Annotated in this window: 23 protein-coding genes and 1 pseudogene; 13 read left to right on the plus strand and 11 right to left on the minus strand. The window is 73.3% G+C overall.

Features of this window, described 5'->3' with window-relative positions:
- Positions 1 to 13 precede the first annotated feature (13 nt).
- From ACN27G_RS11065 to ACN27G_RS11085, 5 genes are all read left to right on the plus strand, one after another.
- The gene (locus tag ACN27G_RS11065) at positions 14 to 775 is read left to right on the plus strand and encodes a LamB/YcsF family protein (RefSeq protein ID WP_421492704.1); all 762 of its coding nucleotides are present in this window, start codon (positions 14 to 16) and stop codon (positions 773 to 775) included.
- Between the two features lie 55 nt (positions 776 to 830).
- On the plus strand, positions 831 to 1,487 hold the full coding sequence (gene pxpB / locus ACN27G_RS11070; RefSeq protein WP_421492705.1) for a 5-oxoprolinase subunit PxpB: 657 nt from the start codon (positions 831 to 833) through the stop codon (positions 1,485 to 1,487).
- Positions 1,484 to 2,452 (plus strand): biotin-dependent carboxyltransferase family protein, encoded by a 969-nt coding sequence (locus ACN27G_RS11075; protein ID WP_421492706.1) that lies wholly within the window; start codon positions 1,484 to 1,486, stop codon positions 2,450 to 2,452. The genes pxpB and ACN27G_RS11075 overlap by 4 nt, the downstream gene beginning before the upstream one ends.
- Before the next feature lie 91 nt (positions 2,453 to 2,543).
- On the plus strand, positions 2,544 to 3,224 hold the full coding sequence (locus ACN27G_RS11080) for a lytic polysaccharide monooxygenase auxiliary activity family 9 protein (protein ID WP_421492707.1): 681 nt from the start codon (positions 2,544 to 2,546) through the stop codon (positions 3,222 to 3,224).
- A gap of 208 nt (positions 3,225 to 3,432) precedes the next feature.
- A complete protein-coding gene (locus ACN27G_RS11085; protein WP_421492708.1) occupies positions 3,433 to 3,864 on the plus strand; it encodes a VOC family protein in 432 nt (143 codons plus the stop codon).
- Between the two features lie 189 nt (positions 3,865 to 4,053).
- On the opposite strand, the gene ACN27G_RS11090 is transcribed toward ACN27G_RS11085, so the two are convergent.
- From ACN27G_RS11090 to ACN27G_RS11120, 7 genes are all read right to left on the minus strand, one after another.
- Positions 4,054 to 4,605 carry a GCN5 family acetyltransferase gene (locus tag ACN27G_RS11090; protein ID WP_421492709.1) on the minus strand — a complete coding sequence of 184 codons (552 nt, stop codon included), beginning with the start codon at positions 4,603 to 4,605 and terminating at the stop codon, positions 4,054 to 4,056.
- On the minus strand, positions 4,602 to 5,186 hold the full coding sequence (locus ACN27G_RS11095) for a GntR family transcriptional regulator (RefSeq protein WP_421492710.1): 585 nt from the start codon (positions 5,184 to 5,186) through the stop codon (positions 4,602 to 4,604). The genes ACN27G_RS11090 and ACN27G_RS11095 overlap by 4 nt, the downstream gene beginning before the upstream one ends.
- Positions 5,187 to 5,364: 178 nt before the next feature.
- A complete protein-coding gene (locus tag ACN27G_RS11100) occupies positions 5,365 to 6,087 on the minus strand; it encodes a sulfotransferase family protein (protein WP_421492711.1) in 723 nt (240 codons plus the stop codon).
- 129 nt (positions 6,088 to 6,216) lie between these two features.
- Positions 6,217 to 7,161 (minus strand): PmoA family protein, encoded by a 945-nt coding sequence (locus ACN27G_RS11105; RefSeq protein ID WP_421492712.1) that lies wholly within the window; start codon positions 7,159 to 7,161, stop codon positions 6,217 to 6,219.
- Complete coding sequence (locus ACN27G_RS11110; protein WP_421492713.1) at positions 7,152 to 8,234, minus strand: Gfo/Idh/MocA family protein; 1,083 nt, start codon at positions 8,232 to 8,234, stop codon at positions 7,152 to 7,154. Before ACN27G_RS11110 ends, ACN27G_RS11105 begins: the two co-directional genes overlap by 10 nt.
- A 31-nt stretch (positions 8,235 to 8,265) precedes the next feature.
- Positions 8,266 to 9,060, minus strand: coding sequence for a cupin domain-containing protein (locus ACN27G_RS11115; protein WP_421492714.1), 795 nt, complete (start codon positions 9,058 to 9,060; stop codon positions 8,266 to 8,268).
- Positions 9,057 to 10,028, minus strand: a complete 972-nt coding sequence (locus ACN27G_RS11120; protein ID WP_421492715.1) for a PmoA family protein — start codon at positions 10,026 to 10,028, stop codon at positions 9,057 to 9,059. The genes ACN27G_RS11115 and ACN27G_RS11120 overlap by 4 nt, the downstream gene beginning before the upstream one ends.
- A 295-nt stretch (positions 10,029 to 10,323) precedes the next feature.
- Here ACN27G_RS11120 and ACN27G_RS11125 point away from each other — a divergent pair, with 295 nt between their 5' ends.
- Positions 10,324 to 11,361 carry a LacI family DNA-binding transcriptional regulator gene (locus tag ACN27G_RS11125; protein WP_421492716.1) on the plus strand — a complete coding sequence of 346 codons (1,038 nt, stop codon included), beginning with the start codon at positions 10,324 to 10,326 and terminating at the stop codon, positions 11,359 to 11,361.
- A 92-nt stretch (positions 11,362 to 11,453) separates the two neighbouring features.
- Here ACN27G_RS11125 and ACN27G_RS11130 read toward each other — a convergent pair whose 3' ends face one another.
- From ACN27G_RS11130 to ACN27G_RS11145, 4 genes are all read right to left on the minus strand, one after another.
- A complete protein-coding gene (locus ACN27G_RS11130) occupies positions 11,454 to 12,404 on the minus strand; it encodes a bifunctional helix-turn-helix transcriptional regulator/GNAT family N-acetyltransferase (protein ID WP_421492717.1) in 951 nt (316 codons plus the stop codon).
- A 135-nt stretch (positions 12,405 to 12,539) separates the two neighbouring features.
- Entirely contained in the window at positions 12,540 to 13,889 is a 1,350-nt protein-coding gene (locus tag ACN27G_RS11135; protein ID WP_421492718.1) for an FAD-dependent oxidoreductase, read from the minus strand.
- Positions 13,890 to 13,898: 9 nt separating this feature from the next.
- Positions 13,899 to 14,267 (minus strand): TcmI family type II polyketide cyclase, encoded by a 369-nt coding sequence (locus tag ACN27G_RS11140; protein WP_421492719.1) that lies wholly within the window; start codon positions 14,265 to 14,267, stop codon positions 13,899 to 13,901.
- Between the two features lie 308 nt (positions 14,268 to 14,575).
- Positions 14,576 to 15,367, minus strand: coding sequence for an AfsR/SARP family transcriptional regulator (locus ACN27G_RS11145; RefSeq protein WP_421497295.1), 792 nt, complete (start codon positions 15,365 to 15,367; stop codon positions 14,576 to 14,578).
- 601 nt (positions 15,368 to 15,968) lie between these two features.
- Between ACN27G_RS11145 and ACN27G_RS11150 the strand changes: the two genes are divergently transcribed.
- The 7 genes and pseudogenes from ACN27G_RS11150 (at position 15,969) to ACN27G_RS11180 (ending at position 23,028) form a co-directional block, all read left to right on the plus strand.
- Positions 15,969 to 16,313, plus strand: coding sequence for a TcmI family type II polyketide cyclase (locus tag ACN27G_RS11150; protein ID WP_421492720.1), 345 nt, complete (start codon positions 15,969 to 15,971; stop codon positions 16,311 to 16,313).
- Positions 16,310 to 18,142: an acetyl-CoA carboxylase carboxyl transferase subunit alpha gene (gene accA / locus ACN27G_RS11155; RefSeq protein ID WP_421492721.1), complete on the plus strand. Its 1,833-nt coding sequence runs from the start codon at positions 16,310 to 16,312 to the stop codon at positions 18,140 to 18,142. Before ACN27G_RS11150 ends, accA begins: the two co-directional genes overlap by 4 nt.
- Before the next feature lie 230 nt (positions 18,143 to 18,372).
- The gene (locus ACN27G_RS11160; protein ID WP_421492722.1) at positions 18,373 to 18,786 is read left to right on the plus strand and encodes an acetyl-CoA carboxylase biotin carboxyl carrier protein; all 414 of its coding nucleotides are present in this window, start codon (positions 18,373 to 18,375) and stop codon (positions 18,784 to 18,786) included.
- Between the two features lie 19 nt (positions 18,787 to 18,805).
- Positions 18,806 to 20,350, plus strand: coding sequence for an acetyl-CoA carboxylase biotin carboxylase subunit (locus ACN27G_RS11165; protein WP_421492723.1), 1,545 nt, complete (start codon positions 18,806 to 18,808; stop codon positions 20,348 to 20,350).
- Positions 20,347 to 21,177 (plus strand): SRPBCC family protein, encoded by an 831-nt coding sequence (locus tag ACN27G_RS11170; RefSeq protein ID WP_421492724.1) that lies wholly within the window; start codon positions 20,347 to 20,349, stop codon positions 21,175 to 21,177. Before ACN27G_RS11165 ends, ACN27G_RS11170 begins: the two co-directional genes overlap by 4 nt.
- A gap of 70 nt (positions 21,178 to 21,247) precedes the next feature.
- Positions 21,248 to 21,646 (plus strand): annotated as a pseudogene (locus tag ACN27G_RS11175) (cupin domain-containing protein); the annotation flags it as partial.
- A gap of 110 nt (positions 21,647 to 21,756) precedes the next feature.
- Complete coding sequence (locus tag ACN27G_RS11180) at positions 21,757 to 23,028, plus strand: beta-ketoacyl-[acyl-carrier-protein] synthase family protein (RefSeq protein ID WP_421492725.1); 1,272 nt, start codon at positions 21,757 to 21,759, stop codon at positions 23,026 to 23,028.
- Positions 23,029 to 23,059 lie beyond the last annotated feature (31 nt).

Genomic DNA, 23,059 nt, shown 5'->3' on the forward strand with positions numbered 1-23,059 from the left:
CGCGGGAGGTGCGATGCCGGTCATCCTCGATCTGAACAGTGACCTCGGGGAGGGCTTCGGGGCCTGGGAGCTCGGCGACGACTCCGCCCTGCTCTCCGTCGTGACCAGTGCCAACGTCGCCTGCGGGTTCCATGCCGGCGATCCGACGATCATGCGCCGGGTCTGTGCCGAGGCGGTCGGCCGGGACGTGTCGATCGGTGCGCAGGTCGGCTACCGGGACCTGGCCGGCTTCGGGCGCCGGGCCATCGAGATGGAGCCGGAGCGGCTCGCCGACGACGTCCTCTACCAGATCGCCGCGCTGGACGGGATCGCCCGCAGCGAGGGCGGCCGGGTCCGCTACGTCAAGCCGCACGGCGCGCTCTACCACCGGACCGTGACCGACCGGGAGCAGGCCGCCGCGGTGGTGGCGGCGGTCTCCGCGTACGACCCGAGCCTGCCGATCCTCGGTCTGCCCAATTCCCACCTGTTGCGGCACGCCGCCGAGAAAGGGCTGACGGCCGTGCCGGAGGCGTTCGCCGACCGGGGCTACCTGAGCGACGGCACGTTGGCGAAGCGGGGCGGCACCGGGGCGCTGGTCACCGACCCGGAGGTGGTGGCCCGGCGCTGTGTCGCGCTGGCCCGCACCGGGCAGGTGACGGCCGTCGACGGCACGGCGGTCACGGTCCGGGCCCGCTCGCTCTGCCTGCACGGCGACACCCCGGGGGCGGTCGCGCTGGCCCGCCGGGTGCGCGCGGCGTTGTTGGATGCCGGCGTGCGACTCGCGCCGTTCGCCTGACCGGCCGGCAAACCGGCACCGGCGGGTGGCTCGGCTCCGTGGGGAGGGGTGCGACGTGCAGAACCCGACAGGCGGTGCGGGGGGCCGCACCGGGCCGCGCATCCTGCCGGTGGGGCTGCGTGCGCTGCTGGTCGAGTTGGCGGAGCCGGCGCACGTCGCCGCGCTGGTGGCGGAGCTGCACCGGTGGCGGGACCGGGGCGAGCTGCCGGGCGCCGAGGAGGTCGTACCCGGGGATGTCACCGTGCTGGTCGACGGGCTGGAGCGCCCGGCGGAGCTGGCCCGGCGGCTGGCCGGCTGGCGGCCGGAGACCGCCCGGTCGCCGGAGGGTCCGCTGGTCGAGGTACCGGTCCGGTACGACGGCGCCGACCTGGCCGAGGTCGCCCGGCACTGGCAGGTCACCGAGGAGGAGGTCGGGCGGGTCCACAGTGCCTGGGAATTCCGGGTGGCGTTCTGCGGCTTCGCGCCCGGCTTCGGCTACCTGACCGGTCTGCCGGAGCGCTACCACCTACCCCGGCGGGCGGAGCCCCGGACCCGGGTACCGGCCGGCTCGGTGGCGCTGGCCGGCGGCTACGCCGGGATCTATCCCCGGTCCTCGCCCGGCGGCTGGCAACTGATCGGCCGCACCGACCTGGTCCTCTTCGACCCGGACCGCGATCCGGTCGCCCTGCTCACCCCGGGCACCCGGGTCCGGTTCCGGGAGGTCGGCCGATGAATCCTGGGCAGTTCGGGCGGGGGGTCCGGACCGAGGCTCTCGTCGAGGTGCTCCGGCCCGGCGCGCTCAGCACCGTGCAGGATCTCGGCCGTCCCGGGCACGCCCATCTCGGGGTGCCCCGGTCGGGCGCGCTCGACCGGCCGGCGCACCTGCTGGCGAACCGGCTGGTCGGCAACCCGCCCTTCGCGGCGACGATCGAGACGACCGTCACCGGGATCTCGGTGCGGGTCGCCCGGGCCGGCACTGTCGCGGTCACCGGAGCCTGGGCGCCGGTGACCGTGGACGGTCGGCCGGCGGGCTGGTCCGCCCCGGTGGCGGTGCCGGCCGGAGCCCGGGTCGAGGTGGCCACCGCCCGGCGTGGGCTGCGCAGCTACCTCGCATTCTCCGGCGGGATCGCGGTGCCGACCGTGCTCGGCAGTCGCGCGACCGATCTGCTCTCCGGGCTCGGCCCGGCGCCACTCGCCGCCGGTGACCGGCTGCCGCTCGGCGAGGTGGTCGGTCCGCCCGCGCCGGTCGACGTCGCGCCGACCGCCGCGCTCGCCGAGGAGGTGACGCTGCGCCTGCTGCTCGGCCCCCGGGCCGACTGGTTCACCGACGACGCGGTCCGGTTGCTGGCGGCGGAGTGCTACCAGGTGTCGACCTCGAGCAACCGGATCGGCGTACGCCTGGAGGGACCGGCGCTGCCGAGGCGGATCGGCCGCGAACTGCGCAGCGAGGGCCTGGTGCTCGGCGCGGTGCAGGTGCCGACGGCCGGCCTGCCGGTGATCTTCCTGGCCGACCATCCGACCATGGGCGGCTATCCGGTGGTCGGCGTGCTGCACCCCGACGACCTGCCGCTGGTCGCCCAGGCCGCTCCGGGGCATCGGATACGGTTCCGGATGGTCGGCCCGCCCGGCGTCGATGCTCCGGCGAACGGCCGAGCCGATGGTGGTGACTCGGGCCAACTCGGGCCACACCAGCATTAATAGATCATTGTTGATATTTAAGTCTGTAGATGTAATACTGCTGGAAGCGCTCCCATTCCGACCTTCCGCGCCCAAGAACGGAGGATGTGCTATGCATTTCCGCAAGCCCGAGCAATCCGGCACGCGAGCCCGGTCAGCAGCCCGCCAGCCCCTGCGAGCGCTCACCGTGGTGCTCGCCATGGTGGTCGGCCTGCTGCCCTGGGTCGGTGCGGCCCAGGCACACGGCACCATCATCAACCCGGCGTCCCGGGCCTACCAGTGCTGGAAGGACTGGGGCAACAACCACACGAACCCGGCCATGCAGCAGCAGGACCCCATGTGCTACCGGGCGTTCCAGGCGAACCCCGACACCATGTGGAACTGGATGAGCGCGCTGCGGGACGGTCTCGGTGGGCAGTTCCAGGCGCGTACGCCCGACGGGCAGCTCTGCAGCAACGCCCTGTCCCGGAACAACACCCTGAACGAGCCTGGTCAGTGGAAGATGACCAACGTCGGCAGCAGCTTCACCGTCCAGCTGTACGACCAGGCCAGCCATGGTGCTGACTACTTCCGGGTCTACGTCAGCAAGAACGGGTTCAACCCCGCCAGCCAGCGCCTCGGTTGGGGGAACCTCGACTTCATCACGCAGACCGGGCGCTACGCCCCGGCACAGAACATCTCGTTCAACGTCTCGACCTCCGGTTACCGGGGGCACCACATCCTCTTCGTCATCTGGCAGGCGTCGCACCTCGACCAGGCCTACATGTGGTGTAGCGACGTGAACTTCGGCTGACCGGCGCGACCGACAGCCACCGCACCACTCCGGCCCAGGACCTCACCGTCCTGGGCCGGAGCGCGTGTCGGTGGAACGCCGTCCGGTGAGTCCGACGACGGCCCGGCCGGACGCCCCGCTTCCCACCCGGCCGGCGGCGGCCCGGAACGCAAGAACGTGCTTGGCTGGGGGAGTGGCCGGGGGATGCCCGGCCGGGGAGGAGCAGACCATGACCGCGGCCACCCGTCCCGCCTTCCACCTGGCGATTCCGGTCGACGACCTGGTGCAGGCCCGCGCCTTCTACGGCGGGGTGCTCGGGCTCGCCGAGGGACGGTCGGCGGAGAGCTGGGTCGACTGGGATCTCCACGGCCACCAGGTGGTGACGCACGTCGTGCCGGTGGCCCGGCAGGCCGACGCGGGGCGCAACCCGGTGGACGGGCACGACGTACCGGTGCCGCACTTCGGGCTCATCCTTCCCGTCGACGACTTCCACGCCCTCGCCGAGCGGATCCGCGCCGCCGGTGCCGAGTTCGTGATCGAGCCGTACCTGCGGTTCGCGGGCGAGCCGGGCGAGCAGTGGACCATGTTCCTCCGCGACCCGGCCGGCAACGCCCTGGAGTTCAAGGCGTTCCGGGACGAGTCGCAGATCTTCGCCAGCTGAGCCGGAAAACGGCGGACGGTCAGCGGCACCGTGTCCTCCGGATAGACCTCGACCGGCTCCCGCCGGTCCGGAATCGTGGCGAGCGCGATCAGGAAAGCGAGCAGAGGGAGTGTCGAGTGTAGTTTGTACAGTCCCGTCGCGAGGGCCGACGATCTTTAGGGGACATGTGGGGAGATCGACTACGGGTGCTCACCTGATCTCGGTCTTGAGCCGGCCGACGTACGGTTGAGCAGGCCGCTCGAAGCACGCCCCGGAGACCCGGGAGTCGATGGTGCGCACGTGCCGGAATCCCTGGCCAACATGGTAGGCGTGCAGGCGCGGGTTCGTCGTCCAGGCGTCCAGCCGTAGCCAGGTCAGTCCCGCGTCGTAGGCCCGGCCGCCGGCCCAGTCGAGCATTTCCCCACCGAGCCCGGCGCCGGAGTGCCGCAGCGGGATCATCATCTTGGCGGCGTAGAGGGCATCGGCTGGGTCGTCGTCGGCGTACCACAGCGCTTCCGGGTCGCGGTCCGGCTTCCACAGGCTGTCGACGTCCACGTAGGCGGTCAGGGTGACTGTCGCCAGCGGATCCGCGTCCTCCCACACCATCCACGTCTGCCCCGCCTGCACGGTGGCGGCGACCGCCGACCGGGGTAGCGGGATCGACCACTGGTCCTCGCCGCGGTCGTGGAGCCAGGCCACGCGTTCCCGCCGCCAGGCCATGATGACGTCGACGTCCGCGAGCGTCGCCGGGGTGATGATCACTGGTCTTCGGTGGCCCGGAACTTGGCGATCACGTCCCCGTTGCCGAGCGTGTACATGATCCGGTTCCGGTCGGCAGCGAACGTCGACACCGACACCCGCACCGCCCGCTCCGAGGTGAACCCGGTCCGAATGTAGGTCAGCACCGGCGTGCCGGCGGGTAACTCGAGAATCGCCGCTTCGGCCGGACCGGGCATCGCGGCCACCACCTCATCCTCGTAGGCGACCTGTACGTGACCGTGCTCGGCGAGGTGGCGGGTGGTGCCCTGCGGGATGTCGTGCGGCGACAGCAGTTCGGGTACCTCCTGGCACAGGTCCATCGGGTAGTAGGTGTCCTGTACCGAGGAGGCGTTGCCGTTGACCGACCGGATGCAGCGGCGGACCGCGGCCGGTGAGTCCGCCTCGACTCCGAGTCGCTGGGCGAGTTCGGCCGGCAGGGCCTCGATCCGCAGCTCGAACGTCTGCGACGGCTCGTAGCCCTGTTCCCGCACCTCGGAGAACCAGGCGTCGGATTCGGAGTACGGTCCGGGCATCTCGGCGCGGCCGGCGTGGAAGGTGAGCGTGACCCGCTGGCGGACGACCATGCCGCCGGCCCGGCCGGGTACGCTGGGACCGCTACGCCGCCGCGCAGTGGGACAACATTCGCCGCTGGCTCGACGAGAACCCCGACGAGATGTACGCGCAGCTCGCGCCGAGCTCGACACGGCCGTGGTGCGGCATGCCAGGCACCGACGGGAATATCTGGGCCGGGACGTCTTCGTCCTAACGGGCCGCTGAACCGTCCCGGCCCGTGCCCCGGTGCTCCGGCCCCGGGGCCGCCCCGGCCTGCAGAGCGGCCGGATCGGTGAGCCGCTCCCGGAACGACGCCGCGGTGTTGAGCAGCGGGAAGGGCTCGGCCGGCACGTCGACGCCGAGAAACTCGCAGAGCGGCCCCCAGCCCTGCGCCACGTCGAACTCGAGCAGCCGGCCGGCGGGCACCGTCGCGCGGACCTCGGCGACGTGGTCCCGATAGACCCGCAGCGCGTGCTCCCGGTCGTCGAACCGGTCGTCGAAGGTGCCCTGCCAGATCAGCGCCGCCGTCAGCCTCGGCTGGTCCAGCAGCTCCGGACGGGCTTCCAGGGCCTGCCGCAGCCCTTCGGGCGCGTTGGCCGGGTCGATGGTCCGGGACCGGTAGATGGTGCCGTGCACGCTGTCGTACCACTGCTGCGGGTCGCGCACGGTCAACAGCACCCTGGCGTCCGGATAGACCTCGACCAGCTCGCGCCAGAAGTAGACGCTCGGCCAGTCCACCGCGCTCCGGTAACCGCCGAGCAGCCCCGACCAGTCCACCGGCCCGCCCGCCGCGGCCCGCAGCCAGCCGCCGATCGTCTCCGGCTGCGTGAAGAGCTCGGCCATGTGGTGGCACGGGCCGAAGCCGAGCAGTTCCAACGCCTCCTTCGTCGACCTGGTGCCGGTACGCCCGAAGCCCACCCCGATGACGCGCAACCCGCCGCCTCCCTCCACAGCGTCGGCCCGTCCGGTCGAGAGTCGGCCCGTCCGATCGGGACGAGTCCGGACAGGGTCCAGTCCGGACAAGTCCACTCCATCGGCTGCCGGATGTCGAGTACCCGCGGCTCAGCCGTCCCCGGTCGCCTCGGCCAGCAGGTCGGTCGCGCCGGCCCGCTCGGCCAACCCGGCACAGCCGGCCGGATCACGCTCGCCGTCGGCGATCACGACGTCGTAACGGAGCCGCAGCTCGGCGCCGGGGACGAAGGCGTACTCCCGGTCGAAGAACGGGGCCGGCCCGAGACAGCCGTACGGTTCGGTGCGGACGAACCATCGGGTCGGTGCACCGGGGTTCGCCGGATGGTCCCGGAAGACCAGGGTCGACGCGAGGCTCTCCGGCGGGCCGAAGCCGTCGTGCCGGCCGGTGAAGCCGAGCCACGGGCCGCGCCAGCCCATCAGCTCGTCGGCGCCGGTCCCGGTCGCGGTGACCACCCGGCCGCCCCGGAACGAGCGGGGACCCTGCCAGAAGAGACCGCCGTAGCCGGCGTTCTCCCGGCCCTGGGTGGTGGGGCTGCCGATCGTGATCTCCGTGTCGCCGTCGTTGCGCAGCACCGTCTCGAACGCCAACCGCCACGCCCGCTGGTCGACCCAGACCGCCACACCCAGCCGGCGCCGCTCGGAGACCACCGGATCACCGCCGCGCCGGACCCAGCGCAGCCGCTCGACCACGCCGACGGCCCCGGCCCCGCAGCGCAGCACCGGAAAGTCGAGGTGCTCGATGATCCCGATGTTGTCGAGCGTGCGGTAGCCCTCGCCGCGCCGATAGCTGCCGCCGCCCCAGAAGTTGTCCGGGCCGAAGTTGGAGATGCCGAAGCAGAGGCCCTTGTGCCAGAGGTGGTCGTGCGGCCGGTAGAGGCTGACCACGGCCCCGGCCAGGGTTCGCAGCGGGTGGAGGTAGGGCCGGGGTGCCTCCGACCGGGGCTCGGCCGGAGCGTAGACGTAGTGGAAGAGATCGCCGCCGCGCCAGCCGACCCGCACCGCCCGGCCGACGTCGTGGCCGACGGTCAGCTCCATCGCGGCCCGTCCCCCTGCATCCGGCGGTGGAACGGCGACGCCTCGGTGAGGTCGGCCGGCCCGACGGGCCGGCGGGTGAAGGCGGAGGCGTAGACCCCGGCGACCAGTCGCATCGTCCGGCGGGCCTCGACGGAGCTGACCGGCGGCGGGGTGCCGGCGCGCAGGCTCCGGACCACCTCGGCGAACTGCGCCTGGTGGCTGCTGCGTACCCCGGCCGCGCCGGCCCGCCAGGCGGCCAGCACCTCGTCGGTGTACTCCGGTGCCGGCGTGATCCGCCAGTCGTCGTCGCCGTAGCCGTACAGGTGGGTCAGCTCGACCGTGGCGCGCTCGAAGTCGAAGCGGAGGTAGCTCTCCTCCCGGGTCGAGAGCAGGCTGTTCACCACGCTCGCCACGGCGCCGTTGGCGAAGCTGACGTGCGCCATGCTGAGGTCCTCGGTCTCCGAGCGCCGGGCCTGCTGCCGGGCCAGCGCGGAGACCTCGGTCCAGTCGCCGAGGATCGCGCAGAGCAGGTCCATCTGGTGGATGCCGTGCCCCATCGTCGGCCCACCGCCCTCGGTGTCCCAGCGCCCCCGCCACTCGACGTCGAAGTAGTCCTGGGTGCGCAGCCAGGTGGTGTGGCAGACCGCCACCAGCGGCCGGCCCAGCACACCCGCGTCGAGCATGGCGCGCAGCCGCAGCGCGCCGGTGCCGAACCGGTGCTGGAAGACGGTGGCCAGCGCCGCACCGTACCGCCGCTCGGCCGCGACCAGCTCCTCCAGCTCGGCGAGGTTCAGCGTCGGCGGCTTCTCGACCAGCACGTTGCTGCCGGCCCGCAGGCAGGCGAGGGCCAGCTCGTGGTGCGACCCGGGCGGGGTGCAGATGTGCACCAGCTCCGGCTGTTCCTTCTCCAGCAGGCCGGCCAGGTCGGGATGCCGGGCCGGCACGTCGTACCGGTCGCAGAACGCCGACAGCCGGGCACCGTCGACGTCGACGGCACCGACGAGCCGCACCTCGTCGCCGAGCCGCCCGAGAGCCTCGGCGTGCAGGCGGGCGATGTTGCCGGTACCGACCACGGCGACACGGACGGGTTCCACAGCTGCTCCTTCGGGGGTTTCCGGGCTGTGCTCAGTCGGTGCCGGGCCGCTCGGTCGTGCCCGGCACGGTGGGGGTCGCGGGGGAGGGGTGGCGGGGGTCGTACGGGGAGAGGAAGCCGCACATGCCCAACGTCGTCTGCTCCGGTTGGCTGATCCGGCTGACGCCCGCATCGAGGAGGTGGCGGTGGTCGCCGCGGCGCAGGGCGTCGAGCTGTGCCCCGGTCTGCCGGCTCACCGCCGCCGGCCCCTGCTCCCACCGGGCCCGCCAGGCGTCGAGCTGCGGGCGTACCAGGGCGGCGGCCGCCGTGTAGAAGTCGTCGAGCGCGCGGGTGTCGCCGGTCGCGCACCGGCGGCGGAGCTCGGTGAAGCCCTCGATGGCGAGGTCCCGGCGGGCCCGGGCCCGCTCGGCGGTCGGCGGGCCGGCGCCGTCCGGGCCGGTCAGCGCGACCGCCCGCCGGTACGTCGCCGGGTCGGCGAGCTGTTCCGGGGGCAGCGTGAGCACGGCGTCCCCGGCCTCCGGAAGACCGCTGTTCTGCATCACGACGACGACCTGGAGCGCGCCGTCGTCGTTCACCGCCCGGTGGATGGTGCCGGGGGTGAACCAGAGCACGTCGCCCGGGCCGAGCGGCGATTCCGCGAAGCCGCGCGCGGTCAGGGTCTGCAACCGTCCCCGGCCACCGACCACGATGTAGCACTCGGTGCAGCAGAGGTGCACGTGCGGCGTACCGCCGTGCAGCCCGTCGTCGGTCTGCCAGGGATAGACCCGCAGGTTGGTGATGCCGACGGCCCCGGGAAAGGGCGGCGGCCCGGCGGCGTCGGCGGTCACGGCGCGTGCTCCGCGGCGAAGGTCTCGATCTCCGCCCGCTCCCAGGCCCGGTCGGCGAAGACCACCCGGTGGGCGAGCTGGAGGGTCTTGTCGGGGGCGAGCACCACCTCCTCGTCGAAGGCGGGCGACGGGTTGACGGCGGGGAACGGGGTGTTGCGGACGAACCACTTCAGCGGGACCGGCGCGCTGGAGGTGCCGGCGAAGACCAGCACGGTGCCGCCGCCGTCCACCTCGTCGTGCTCGGCGGTGTACGCCAGCCAGGGCGACTGCCGGCCCATGCTCTCCGGGCCGCCGCCGCCGTCGGCGGTGACGATCTCGCCGCCGGTCCAGCCGCGCGGCCCCCGCCAGAAGAAGCCGGTGTAGCCGGCGTTCGGTCGGCCGTGCGTGGTCGGGCTGCCGACCCGCAGCTCCGCGCCCCTGACGTTGCGCAGCTCGGTGCGGAAGTCGAGCATCCAGGTGCCGCGCGCCGTGTCCACCCCGTGGAACCGCAGCTCCCGCCGCTCGGCGACCCAGTGCTCGCCGGTCGAGGTGATCCAGGTCAGCGACTCGGACAGGGTCAGCTCGGTCGGGGCGACGTCGACGAGCTCGAAGGCGTCGTGCCGCATCCGGCCGACGGTGTCGAGTCTGGTGTAGCCCCGGTCGCGCACGTACGAGTTGCCACCCCAGAAGTTCTGCCCCGACAGGTGCGAGATGGTCATTTGAAGCCCCTTGTGCCACCGGTGGTCGTTCGGCCGGTACGCCGAGACCAGGGCTCCGTCGAGCGTACGCAGCGGGTGCAGGTAGGGCTTGGGTGACTCGAAGGCCGGCGTGGCGGAGTCGTACACATAGGTGGCGATCTCCACCCCGCCGGTGCGTACGACGACGTGCCGGCCGTGCTCGTGGGTGACGGTGAGCGTACCGGCGGTCCCGTGCGGGGAGGTCGTGCTGCTGCTGTCCGCCGAGGTCGCGGTGCTGTTCGGGGAGGTCATGGGAGCGATGGTGCCTTTCGAGGGGCGTGAGCGGGCATGACGGGCCCGGACCGGTAACCGCTTTCCCGAGCTAACCGCCTCCACCTGGCCCCCGTCAAGATCCGGCAGCTCCCGAAAGGTTTTCGGCCCGGCCCGGCCCGGCCCGGCCCGGCCCGGCCCGGCCCGGCCCGGCCCGTCGCGCCGGGCCCGCCGTCGCGCCGGCCGGACGGGCGCGGGACGACCCGGCGGTAGGGTGCGGATGCCGGCAGGGTCGCCGGCCCGCACACCACCTCGACCAGTTTCCGGGGCCGCCGCCATGACCAAGCGCTCGTCCGGGACCATCACGCTGATGGACGTGGCCCACCGGGCCGGCGTCTCGGTGGCGACCGCGTCACGGGTGCTCAACGGCAGCGGTACCCGCCGGGTCCGGCCGGATCTGACCGACCGGGTGCTGGCCGCCGCGACCGCGCTCAACTACTCCGCCCACGCGCCGGCCCAGGCGATGGCCCGGGGGCGTAGCAATGTGGTCGGGCTGCTGGTGCACGACATCGCCGACCCGTTCTTGTCGTCCATCGCGGCCGGCGTGATGCGCGCCGCCGAGCACCACGGCAGCATCGTCACGATGTACAGCACGATGGGGCGGGCCGAGCGGGAACTCGACTACCTGGTGACCCTGCGCGGCCAGCGGCCCCGCGCCGTCATCCTGGCCGGCAGCCGGAGCACCGACCGGGCGCTGCGGGACCGGCTCGGCGACGAGCTGCGGGTCATCGAGGAGGCCGGCGCCCGGGTCGCGCTGATCAGCCAGCACGTCCTGCCGGTCGACACGGTGCTGCTGGAGAACCGGGAGGGGGCGCGGCTGCTTGCCCGGCGGCTGGTGGAGCTGGGACACCGCCGGTTCGCCGTACTCGCCGGGCCCCGGCACCTGCTCACCGCCCGGGACCGGCTCGCCGGGTTCCGGGCCGGGCTCGCCGACGCCGGGGTGGCGCTGTCGAGGACGCGGGTGGTGCACGGCGAATTCACCCGGGACGGCGGCTACGCCACGATGCGGGACCTGCTCGACGCCGGTCTGCGGGCCGGTTGTGTCTTCGCCGTCAACGACGTGATGGCGGTCGGGGCGATCTCCGCACTGCGCGACCACGGGGTACCGCTGCCGCACGGGGTGGCGGTGGCCGGCTTCGACGACATCGTCACGCTCCGGGACGTCACACCGTCGCTCACCACGGTGCGACTGCCGCTGGAGGAGGTCGGGGCCGCCGCGCTGGAACTCGTCATGCAGCCCCGGGCCGACCGCCCCCGGCTACGCCGGATCCGCGCCGAGGTGGTCGTCCGGGACAGCACACCCGCGCCGAGGTGACCCGCGTGCGCCGAGGCGATCCGCGTGCGCTGAGGTGACCCGCGTGCGCTGAGGTGACCCGCGTGCGTTGAGGCGATCCGCGCGTTCCGGTGTCAGAGCCGCCGCCACCAGGTCTGCTCCACCAGGTCGTGGCCGAAGCTGCGGTGCGGCGCCTGGTCGCGACGTTCGAAGCCGGCCTTCTCGTAGATCCGCCGGGCGTCGGTGAGCACGTCGTTGGTCCAGAGCATGATCTCGCGGTAGCCGGTCCGGCGGGCGAACCGCAGGCACTCGTCGACCAGGCGGCTGCCGATGCCCATGCCCCGGGCCTCCGGCTCCACCAGCAGCAGCCGGAGCTGGGCCACGTCGTCGTCGCGTCGGACGCAGAAGACGCAGCCGACCGGAGCGCCGTCGACCTCGGCGATCCAGCCCTCCTCGCGGCGGGGGTCGCGGTGCTCGGCGTACTCGGCGACGATCCGGGCGACCAGGGCCTCGAAGGTGACGTCCCAGCCGTACTCCTCGGCGTAGCGGACGCCGTGCCGGTGCACCACCCAGCCGAGGTCACCGGCCCGCAGCGGTCGCAACAGGTACGCCCGGGGCGGTGCCGCCCCGCCCAGCACCTGGCGGATCGTGTGCATCGCCTCGACCAGCCGTGCCCGGTCGGCTCCGGACACCCGGCCCAGCAGTGCCTCGATCCCGGCCTGGGTGCGCTCGTCCAGCAGGCGGTACGCGGCCAGCCCGGCCCCGGTCAGCGTGACCACCTGGCGGCGCCCGTCGTCCGGTGACTGGCTCCGCTCGACGAGGCCGTCGGCGGCGAACCGGGAGAGGATCCGGCTCAGGTAACCGGGGTCCAGCGCCAGTTCGCGGCGGAGCGTCGGCACCTCGGTGGCGGGACGCTGGGCCAGCTCGTAGATCACCCTGGCGTCGGTGAGCGAGAAGGGAGTCCGGACCAGCCCTTCGTCGAGCGCACCGATGATCCGGGTGTAGAAGCGGTTGAAGTCGCGTACGGCGGCGGCGTGCGGGGCCAGCGGCGCCTCGGGCGCCTCGGGCGCGATGGGAGAACTCATTTGACTATTTCAGCAAATCGATTGCCCATGTCAATGATTATTTCGCCCGTCCGCCTCGCCAACCTGTCCCCGTCCGTCCGTCCGTCCGCCCGTCCGTCCGGCTTCGGCTCAGGTCTTCGCACCCCGGTGGTCGGCTCAGGTCTCGGCACCCCGGTAGTCGTACAGCTGGTCGACGAAGCGACGGCGCAGCGGCGGGAGCCGGCTGGTCACGCTGAAATAGCCCCGCGCGCCCAGCATGGCGAGCCGGCCGATGACCGGCTTGTAGATCGGATCGTCGCCGTTGGTGCCGTTGGTCCGCAGCGAGTCGGCAACCCGGGCGAAGCCGTACCGGATCATCTCCGTCTCGTAGTCCGCCACCCCGGCCGGCAGCGGCTTGGCGCCGGCCGCGACCGCGACCAGTTGCCGGTGCAGCAGCGCGGCGTCCCGCAGCGCGGTGTTGGCGCCCACCCCGCGCCCCGGCGTCATGGTGTGGATCGCGTCGCCGAGCAGCGTCACGTTGCTGCTCGGCCAGGGCTCGACCGGGACCGACGTGGCGACCTTGATCGGAATGACGCTGCCCGGGTCGGCGTGCCGTAGCAGCTCGCGCAGGTGCGGATGCCAGTTCCGGGTCAACGCGCGGGCAACCTCGGCGAGGCGCTCGCCGCGCAACTGCAGCACGTCCGGCGGGAAGCGGTCGGCGGCGCTCCAGACGATCAGGTTGATGCAGTCCCGGGTGTTGTCGAAGAGCAGCCCCGGCCACTGCCCGATCAGCCGGGCCTCGGTGACCCCGACGCCGGGTTTGACCGAGCCGCGCTGGTCCCACTTGAACTCCATCACGTGCAGGACGCCCATCACCCCGCCCGCTCCGAAGATCAGCGAGATGCCCCGGTGCATCTCGTCGGTGAGCAGGCTCCGGGTCTGCTCGGTCAACGGGATCTTGCTGGCGATGTTGATGCTGCCGGCGTCCCGCACCTCGGCGTGCGGCAGGTACTGCCGGCGTACGGCGGAGTGCGTGCCGTCGGCGGCGATCAGCAGGTCCCCGGTGGCCGAGCTGCCGTCGGCGAAGTGTGCGGTGACCCGGCCGTCGTCGCAGGGCTCGTAGTGCGTGAAGGTCTTGCCGAAGTGCACCACGTCGTCCATCCCGGTCAGCAGGACCTGGCGCAGCGTCATCCGGGAGACCGACTGGTCGATGCTGGTCGGGTCGGCCTCGGGGCGCAACGCGAAGGACGCCGTCCGGTGCAACTGCCCGGTGAACACGTTGAAGTACCGGGGCGGCCGGGCGCAGGTGGCGAGAAACGTGGTGAACAACTCGGGGGGCAGGCACTCGCGCAGTGCCCGGCAGCCGGTCGGGTTGATCCCGACCCGGTAGCCGAGCAGACCGTCGCTGCGGTGGCGGTGCCGCTCGTAGACGGCGACGCCGATGCCGGCCCGCCGCAGGCCGTGCGCCAGGCACATGCCGCCGGTTCCGGCGCCGATGACGAGTACGTGGATCGGTCTGACGGGCATCGGCGGGGATCAGCTCGCAGTGCCGGCCGGGCTGGCCGGCGGCGTCGTGGCCGTCGTCTCCGGGCCGTCCCACCGGTAGAAGCAGCGCGCCATCGCGTCGCGCGGCGAGCGCCAGGTCGGCGAGTACGGCGAGATGAACTCGCCCAGCCGCTGGGTGACGCTGAGGAAGAGCGGATGCCGGTTCGCCTGCTCCAGCCGGGCCGGCCCGGAGTCGTCCGTCTCCATCAGGTGCAGGCAGAGATCGTCGAGGTGGTAGAGCGAGCGGTGCCGCACACCGGTGATGGTGTGCAGATCGGTCCCGTCGGCCTCGGCGAGAATCTTCGCGATCTCCTCCTCGGTTCCCGGGACGATCCTGCCCACGATCAGGACGCGATTCATCTGGACTCCCACTGCTGCTGCTAGGGCTCGGCCCACCGACCCCGGTGCGGCCGGACAACCTGCCGGCCGTCCGTCGAGCACCATCGCGCCCGTGACGTCAACCGGGCGTCACCGGGACCGGTCGTCGCCACCGTCCTGCGGTGACGCCGGGGTGACGCCGCCAAGGGCACGATGGGAACGCGGCTTCGTCCGACACGCGGCTTCGTCCGGCGCCGGGCGGGTGGTGCGGCGCGCGGGCGGGTGATGTGGCTGCGCGGGCGGGTGACGTGGCGGTGGCGGTACCGGCGGCTGGGCGCCGGCACCCGAGTTCAGGGCCGTCCCGGCACTGCCGGCAGAGCCGGCCGGTCGCGGTACGTCCCGGTGTGCGCGGGCGACGGCCTCGTGCCGGACGGGCGGGCGCCGGGAGGCCGGGAGATGGGCGCGAGCAGGTCGCTGAGCAGGGCGCACATCGTCTCGGACGGTTCCAGTTGGAGCTCGCGGAGCAGCAGGTCGCGGTAGACGTAGAAGGCCTGGAGCGCCTCGTAGGCGTTGCCCTCGTCGAGGTGGATCTCGACGACCAGGCGGTGCGGCGTCTCCCGCAGCGGCTCCGCGCGGACCGCCTCGAGGGCGGCCTGCAGCGCATCGCCGTGCTGGCCGGCGCGCAGATGGCTGCGTGCGATCTCCTCCAGCATGTGCAGCCGCAGCTGGCGCAGCCGTTCCCGCTCCAGCAGGACCCACTCGTCGTACCAGCCGGGGAGCAGGTCGTGCCGCCCCGCTCCACGGATCTTCGTCGCCCAGCGCGGGTCGCCGTCGTCGCGTACCCGGTCGGCGGCCCGGACCAGGTCGTCGATGTCCAGCCGCACCTGCGGGTCGAGCCGCACCGTGTCGCCGGCGGTCAGCACCGGGCAACTGCCCTCCTGTCGCAGCCGCCACAGGGCCGTACGCAGCGACGACATGGCGCGCTCCTCCGGGGTGTCCGGCCAGAGCAGGCCGGCCAGGTGCGCGCGGGTCGCTCCCGGCCGCAACCCGACCAGGGCGATGATCCGCTGCAGCCCTCGGGGTACGACCACCGGCACCCCGTCGTGCAGCAGGTTGAACCCGTCGAGCAGGAGAAGGTGGATCGTCCCGCCCGTCGGCGCCGGGGAGGGAGGAGGGTGTGCATGGTGACCTGCGCCGCTCGACGCGCTCTCCTCAGTCGTCACCGCCCACCCTCCCGCACCCTGACGTCGGGTCCCCCGGTCGCCCTGCCCGGGACCGGCCCGACCAGCATCTCCGGACATGCCAATGACGTTCCGGACGGCACGCCCGCGTTGCCGATCGTTGCCGAGTTGCCGACTTTAACCACGAAGCGTGACGAAGATTATCAATCGCCGTTACGCTCGGTCAATCGGCTGGTCGACAATCCGACCTACCCGTTCGGTCTCCGCTCATAGGGCCTGAGCTGCGAATAAGCCGTGATGTTCCGGTCGGGCCGACGCCTGTCCCGCCGCGTTCTCCCGGGCCGCGATCGGCATTGTGGCGGTCCGGCGTCACCGGAGCGTCACCGCCTCGGAGGGCGCTGGTAGGCGATCGAGTGACACTCCGTTGACACCCGATCGGCAGGGTGGTCATCAGTCGTGGGAACGAGGTCGCTGTCGGGGGACAGGTGGGGAGAGGTCCTTGTCGCGGCCCGGCACCGGTGCCATCCGTCCGGCACGCGGGAGACGCACAGGAGGCTGCGCCATGGATCGCTCACTGATCGTCGCGAAGGTCGTGCCGGCGGCCGAGGGGCAGGTCGCGCAGATCTTCGCCGACTCGGACCGTTCCGAGCTGCCCCGGCTGGTGGGCGTACGGCACCGCTCGCTGTACCGGCTGCACGACCTGTACGTCCACCTGATCGAGACCGAGAGTCCGGGCCCGGCCGCCGTGGAGAACGCGCGCCGTCACCCCGAGTTCGCCAGGGTCAGCGAGCGGCTCGCCCCGCACGTCACGCCCTACCTGGCGACCTGGCGGGCACCGGCCGACGCCATGGCCCGGTGCTTCTACCGATGGGACGCGCCGGCCGGAGCCGCCGGGGTGGCGCGATGACCGGCGCGGTGCCGACCGTCGCGCACCGCACCGGGCACGCCGGCCACGACCGGCAGCCGTGGATCCGCTGCCGCTCCTGCGCGACGCTGCTCTACCGCAAGCGGCTGCGCCGCAACCTCGACGTCTGTCCCGAGTGCGGGGACCACCGCCGGCTGGACGCGCCGGAGCGGATCGCCCAGCTCGTCGACACCGGCACGTTCCGGCAGTTGCCCGACCCGGCGATCCAGGTCGATCCGATCGGGTTCGTCGACTCGATGCCGTACCCGCAGCGGCTCGCCGTCGCCCGCGCCGAGACCGGGCTGGCCGAGGCGGTGCTCTGCGGCGCGGCCACCATCGGCGGGCACGGCCTGGTGCTCGCCGTGATGGACTTCCGGTTCCTCGGCGGCAGCCTGGGATCGGTCACCGGCGAGCTGATCACGCGGGCCGCCGAGCACGCCCTGGCCGAGCGCCGCCCGCTGCTCCTGGTCACCGCCTCCGGCGGCGCCCGGATGCAGGAGGGCGTGCTGGCGCTGATGCAGATGGCCACCATCAGCCAGGCGATCGCCGCGCTCCGCGAGGCGGGGCTGCTGACGGTCAGCCTGATCACCGATCCCACCTACGGCGGGGTGGCCGCCTCGTTCGCGACCTGCACCGACATCGTGCTGGCCGAGAGCGGCTCGCGGTTGGGTTTTGCCGGCCCCCGGGTGATCCGGGAGACCATCCGCCAGGCGCTGCCGGACGACTTCCAGACCACCGACTTCCTGCTCCGGCACGGCCAGGTCGACATGGTCGTGCAGCGGCGCGCGCTCCGCGCCCGGCTGCGGTGGCTGCTCGCCGCCGGATCGGCACCGGACGGTCCGGCCCGGTCGACGCCGCCACCGGCGGGTGGTCCGGCGGCGGAGTGGCCCGCTCCCGGGGGCAACACGGTGGCCGGTGGAACGCGGAGATCCGGCGGGGACGCGGCTCCGGCCCGGCGGAGTCCGGCCGGAGAGGTGGATCCGGGCGTGGCTCCGGACCCGGCCGGCGGGATCGGTGCCTGGCGGACGGTACGTTCCGCCCGGCACGCCGGGCGGCCGACCACGTTGGACTACCTGGCCACCGCCTTCGACGGGTTCGTGGAGCTGCACGGCGACCGGCTCGGCGTCGACTGTGCGGCGGTGGTCGCGGGACTGGCCCGGCTCGACGACCGTTACGTCGCGGTGGTCGGACACCAGAAGGGACATCATCCGCGAGAACTGCGGGCCCGCAACTTCGGGATGGCCGGCCCGGCCGGCTACCGCAAGGCGCTGCGGGTGATGCGGCTCGCCGCCGGGCTGGGGCTGCCGGTGGTCACCCTGGTCGACACGCCGGGGGCGTACCCGGGGGTGGAGGCCGAGCAGCAGGGGCAGGCGTCGGCGATCGCCGAGAGCATCCTCGGCATGACCGGCCTACCGACCCCGGTCGTAGCGGTGATCATCGGCGAGGGGGGCAGCGGCGGCGCACTGGCCCTGGCCGTGGCCGACCGGGTACTGATGCTGCGTAACGCGGTCTACTCGGTGATCAGTCCGGAGGGCTGCGCCGCGATCCTGTGGCAGGATCGGGCCGCCGTGGCGCGCGCCGCCGACGCTCTCCGGCTCACCGCACCGGACCTGCTCCGGCTCGGGGTCGCGGACGAGATCGTCGCCGAGCCGCCCGGGGGCGCACACCGGGATCCGCTCGGCGCGGCCGGGCTGCTCCGCCGGGCGGTGCGGGAGAACCTGGCGCCGCTGCTCGACGTACCCGCCGCAGAGCTGGTCCGGCGCCGGCGGTGGCGCTTCCGCCGGTACGGCGCGGCGGCCAGCGTACTGCCCACGGGAACGGGACCGGCGTGACCGCCGCGTCGATTCCCGGACCGCCGAGTCCGAACGGGCCGGCACAGCCGCCGTCACCGGGAGAGCAGCCCGCCGGGGCCGACGCCGGACCTGCCCCGCGGGTCCGGCCTTCCGGCTCGACGGCCGCCGGGCCGACTCCGGACGCGGCACCGGCGGGCAGTGTCGGCACCGGCGGCCGGGGAACCGGACCGACCGACCTTGTTGAGCTGTGCCGCGAGGCGGGCCGGCTGGTGGCCGAGACCGCCGGGCCGCTGCGCCGGGTCCACCTGCGCAGCGGCGACACGATGTTGGAGATCGAGTGGCACGGCGGGACCGGCTCGCCCGAACCGGTGGGTGCACCGGGCGGCCGTCCGGCGGCCACCGCCGTCCGTACCGTGCCGTCCACCGGCAGCGCTGCCGGGGGCGGGAGAGTCGTCGTCGCTCCGATGGTCGGCACGTACTACCGGGCCGGCGAGCCCGGCGGCACCCCGTACGTCGAGGTCGGCGACAAGGTGGAGCCGGGGCAGGTGGTCGGCATCGTCGAGGCGATGAAGCTGATGAACGAGGTCGTCGCCGCCGAGAGCGGCCGGGTCGCCGAGCTGCTCGTCCGGGACGGCGAGCCGGTCGAGTTCGGGCAACCCCTGATGGCGCTGATGCCGGCGTGAACCCCAGGACGGTGCGACGGTGTTCGAGAAGATCCTGATCGCCAACCGCGGCGAGATCGCGCTCCGGGTGGCCCGGGCCTGTCGTGAGCTGGGCGTGCGCACCGTCGCCGTCTACTCCGTCGCGGACCGGGACTCCGCCGTCGTCCGGCTGGCCGACGAGGCCGTCTGCATCGGGCCGCCCGAGGGCCGGCAGAGCTACCGCAACGCCGCCGCGATCGTGGAGGCGGCCCGCAGGACCGGCGCCGAGGCGGTGCACCCCGGTTACGGGTTCCTCTCCGAGGATGCCGACTTCGCCGAGATCTGCGCCGAGAACGGGCTGGTCTTCATCGGACCGCGGCCGGAGGTGATGCTGGCGCTCGGCGACAAGGCGCGGGCCCGGGCGCTGATGCGCGATGCCGACCTGCCGCTGCCACCGGGCAGCCTCGCGACGGTCGGCACGGCGGCGCGGGCCCGGGCGGTAGCCGACGAGATCGGCTATCCGGTGATCATCAAGTGTGCCGCCGGTGGCGGCGGGCGCGGCATGACCGTGGTCTGGCGGGCCGAGGAGTTCGGCCCGGCGTACGACCGGACCAGGAGCGCCGCCCAGGCCGTCTTCGGTGACGACCGGGTCTACGTCGAGCGCTATCTCGCGCACGCCCGGCACGTCGAGGTGCAGGTGCTCTGCGACGGCCACGGCCACGGCGTACACCTTGGCACCCGGGACTGCTCCGTGCAGCGACGGCACCAGAAGCTGATCGAGGAGGGGCCGGCGCCCGGGCTTTCCACCGGCACCCTCGACGCACTCGCCGGGGCCGCGCTGCGGGGCGCGCTGCACGCCGGCTACACCGGGGTCGGGACCTTCGAGTTCCTGGTCGACGAGGCCGAGGGCTTCTCCTTCATCGAGGTGAACTGCCGGATCCAGGTCGAGCATCCGGTCACCGAGATGATCACGGGGATCGACCTGGTCCACGAGCAGTTGCACATCGCCGCCGGCGTTCCGTTGCGGCTGCGCCAGGAGGATGTGCGGATCTCCGGTGTCGCGGTGGAGTGCCGGGTCAACGCCGAGGACCCGGACCGGGGTTTCGCGCCGGCGCCCGGCCGGCTGGCCAGGTTCGCGCCGCCGGGCGGCCCGTTCACCCGGGTCGACACGCACGGCTACCCCGGTTACCTGGTCGGGCCCTACTACGACTCGCTGCTCGCCAAGGTGGTGGTCTGGGCGCCGGACCGGGATCTGGCGCTCGGTCGGATGCGGCGGGCACTGCACGAGTTCGACGTTGACGGGCCCGGCGTGCGTACCACGATTCCGTTCCTGCGGCGGGTGCTCGACGACGCGGGTTTCCGCAGGGGCCGGTATTCCACCGGCCTGGTCGACCGGATGCTCGCCGTCGCCGATCCGCCGGCCGAACCGAGCCGTCGCCCCTCCGCCGTCCGGCCGGCGGCACCGGTTGCCGGGAAGGGCGTGCCCGCCGCCCCCCGCCAGGGCGGCCCCGCCGCCCGTCGGGGCGGGCCGGTGGTCGAGGGCGTCGCCGCCGTCCGCCGGGGGGTCCCGCCCGGCACCGCCAACCATCCGAGGAGGACGAGATGACCGTCAGGCACCAGGACCCGGCGTTGGCCGGGCAGACCCAGGAGCCGGCCGTGTCGCCGGTGACGGCGGCGGAGATCACCGCGATCCTGGTCCGGCACTGTGGACTGGACGCGACCGCCACGGCCACCACGCCGGACGCCTCCCTCGAGGAACTCGGCATGGATTCGCTGGCGCTGCTCGAACTGCAGGCGGTGGTGGCCGACCGCTACCGGGTGCAGCTGCCGGAGGAGGCCGGCCGGCTCAGTATCACGGCGGTTGCCGAGCTGGTGACCCGGCAGTGCGGCCCCGGGGTCGGGCCGCCCGCCGGACGGCCCGGTCACACCGAGAACAGTGTGCTGATCGCGGCCCTCCCGCACCTGGTCTGGGAGCTGACCAACGACGTCGCGGGATGGACCGGACTTTTCACCGAATACCAGTCGGTGGAGATCATCGAGCGGCGCGGCGACACCGTACGGTTCCGGTTGACCATGTATCCCGACGAGAACGGGGTCACCTGGAGCTGGGTCAGCGAGCGCACCGCCGATCCGGAGCGTCGGGAGGTGCACGCGCACCGGGTGGAGACCGGCCCTTTCGAGTTCATGCGCATCCACTGGCGTTACGCCGAGGTGCCGGGCGGCACCCGGATGACCTGGATCCAGGACTTCGAGATGCGTCCGGCGGCGCCGCTGACCACCGCCCAGATGACCGACCGGATCAACGCCAACAGCCGGATCCAGTTGGACACCATCCGGGACCGGATCGAGCGGATCGCCGCCGAACTGGAGTCCACCGCGCCGACATCGGCCGCCACCACCGCCGGAGCGACCGCCGGAGCCGGCGATGAGTGAGCCGGCGATGAGTGAGCCGGTGATGAGTGAGCCGGCGGTGACCGGGCCGGCGGTCGGGACCGGCCCGGTGGTGGCCGGGCCGGTGCGACGGCTGGTGGCCGCCCGGGATGTCGCACCGGATCGCCGGCGCGGCGGCGAGATCCGGGTGTTGCTCGGCCCGCGCACGGTGGGCAGTGGCTCCGGCTTCCTGGGCGTGGCGAACCTCGCGCCGGGCGAGCGGATCGCCGAGCACTACCACCCGTACAGCGAGGAGTTCCTCTACGTGGCCCGGGGGGCGATCGTCGTCGACCTCGACGACGAGCCGGTCCCGGTCGGCACCGGGGAGGCGTTGTACGTGGCGGTCAACGTGCGGCACCGGCTGCGCAACGTGGCCGCCGAGCCCGCCGAGGTGATCTTCCAGCTCGGACCGCTGGCGCCGCGCCCCGAACTCGGGCACGTTGACACCGAACCGGCCACTGCGCCGGGCGGAGGTCCGCCCGGCCGTACGGAGCACGGCGTGCCGGCCGGGCGTAGCGCGGCCGGTGGTCCGGCCGGTGGCGCGGCGGCCGGTGGTCCGGCCGGGTCGGCGGAGGCCGGACCGTGAACCGGCGCCGAAGCGTGGTGACCGGGATCGGCGTGGTCGCGCCCGGCGGGGCGACCCGGGACGAGTTCTGGGCGACGATCACCGCCGGCCGCACCGCGACCCGCCGGATCACATTCTTCGACCCGTCGCCGTTCCGGTCACAGGTGGCTGCCGAGTGCGACTTCGATCCGGTCCGCGCCGGGCTCGGCGTACCGGAGCGGCAGCGCGCCGACCGGTACGTCCAGTTCGCCCTGGCCGCCTCGATCGAGGCGGTGGCCGACAGCGGGCTGGAACCGTCCGACGCCATGCGGGAGTGCACCGGAGTGGTGCTCGGCTCGGCGGTGGGCGGCACCATGCTGCTGGAACGGGAATATCTCCAGGTCAGCGACTCGGGTGCCGACTGGCTGGTCGATCCGGACCGGGCCGGCCCGTTCCTCTACCAGGCACTCGTGCCGAGCAGCCTCGCCGCCGACGTCGCCTGCCGGCACGGGCTGCACGGTCCGGCCCAGGTCGTCTCCACCGGCTGCACCTCCGGCATCGACGCGATCGGGTACGCCCAGCAGCTCATCGCCGACGGCGAGGCGGACGTGATGCTGGCCGGCGCGTCGGACAGTCCGATCTCTCCGGTCACCGTCGCCTCGTTCGACGCGATCCGGGCGACCACCCCGGACAACGACGACCCGGCGCACGCCTCGCGGCCGTTCGACCGGGACCGGCACGGGTTCGTGCTGGCCGAGGGTGCCGCCGTGCTCGTGCTGGAGGAGGCGGAGCACGCCCGGCGGCGCGGGGCGCGGATCTATTGCGAGGCCGCCGGCTACGCCAACCGGAGCAACGGCTACCACATGACCGGCCTCCGTCCGGACGGTGTCGAGATGGCTCTCGCCATCGAGGACGCGATGCGGCAGGCGCGCTGCGATCCGGCGGACGTCTCCTACGTCAGCGCGCACGGCTCGGGGACCCGGCAGAACGACCGGCACGAGACGGCCGCCTTCAAGCGGGCGCTGGGTGCGGCGGCGTACCGGGTGCCGATCAGTTCGATCAAGTCGATGGTCGGGCACTCGCTCGGGGCGATCGGCGCGATCGAGATGGCGGCCTGCGCGCTCGCCATCGAGCACGGCGTGGTGCCGCCGACCGCCAACTGGGCCAACCGGGACGCCGAGTGCGACCTGGACTACACCCCGAACACCGCCCGGGAACTGCCGGTGCGGGTGGCGCTCTCGGTCGGCAGCGGCTTCGGCGGTTTCCAGTCGGCGATGGTCTTCACCCGCTTCGCCGGAGCCGACCGGTGACCGGGCGGGCGGGCGACGCCGGTCCGGTGGC

Source organism: Plantactinospora sp. WMMB334 (assembly GCF_049179095.1).
Taxonomy (GTDB): domain Bacteria; phylum Actinomycetota; class Actinomycetes; order Mycobacteriales; family Micromonosporaceae; genus Plantactinospora.

What these genes read in the sequence shown, in the direction of transcription:
- ACN27G_RS11105 (WP_421492712.1), bottom strand. Translation starts at nt 7,161, where the DNA reads ATGGAGCTGACCGTCGGCCACGACGTCGGCCGGGCGGTGCGGGTCGGC.
- ACN27G_RS11150 (WP_421492720.1), top strand. Translation starts at nt 15,969, where the DNA reads ATGGATCGCTCACTGATCGTCGCGAAGGTCGTGCCGGCGGCCGAGGGG.
- ACN27G_RS11065 (WP_421492704.1), top strand. Translation starts at nt 14, where the DNA reads ATGCCGGTCATCCTCGATCTGAACAGTGACCTCGGGGAGGGCTTCGGG.
- ACN27G_RS11130 (WP_421492717.1), bottom strand. Translation starts at nt 12,404, where the DNA reads ATGAGTTCTCCCATCGCGCCCGAGGCGCCCGAGGCGCCGCTGGCCCCG.
- ACN27G_RS11125 (WP_421492716.1), top strand. Translation starts at nt 10,324, where the DNA reads ATGACCAAGCGCTCGTCCGGGACCATCACGCTGATGGACGTGGCCCAC.
- ACN27G_RS11080 (WP_421492707.1), top strand. Translation starts at nt 2,544, where the DNA reads ATGCATTTCCGCAAGCCCGAGCAATCCGGCACGCGAGCCCGGTCAGCA.
- ACN27G_RS11075 (WP_421492706.1), top strand. Translation starts at nt 1,484, where the DNA reads ATGAATCCTGGGCAGTTCGGGCGGGGGGTCCGGACCGAGGCTCTCGTC.
- ACN27G_RS11085 (WP_421492708.1), top strand. Translation starts at nt 3,433, where the DNA reads ATGACCGCGGCCACCCGTCCCGCCTTCCACCTGGCGATTCCGGTCGAC.
- ACN27G_RS11120 (WP_421492715.1), bottom strand. Translation starts at nt 10,028, where the DNA reads ATGACCTCCCCGAACAGCACCGCGACCTCGGCGGACAGCAGCAGCACG.
- ACN27G_RS11095 (WP_421492710.1), bottom strand. Translation starts at nt 5,186, where the DNA reads ATGGTCGTCCGCCAGCGGGTCACGCTCACCTTCCACGCCGGCCGCGCC.
- ACN27G_RS11170 (WP_421492724.1), top strand. Translation starts at nt 20,347, where the DNA reads ATGACCGTCAGGCACCAGGACCCGGCGTTGGCCGGGCAGACCCAGGAG.
- ACN27G_RS11135 (WP_421492718.1), bottom strand. Translation starts at nt 13,889, where the DNA reads ATGCCCGTCAGACCGATCCACGTACTCGTCATCGGCGCCGGAACCGGC.
- accA (WP_421492721.1), top strand. Translation starts at nt 16,310, where the DNA reads ATGACCGGCGCGGTGCCGACCGTCGCGCACCGCACCGGGCACGCCGGC.
- ACN27G_RS11140 (WP_421492719.1), bottom strand. Translation starts at nt 14,267, where the DNA reads ATGAATCGCGTCCTGATCGTGGGCAGGATCGTCCCGGGAACCGAGGAG.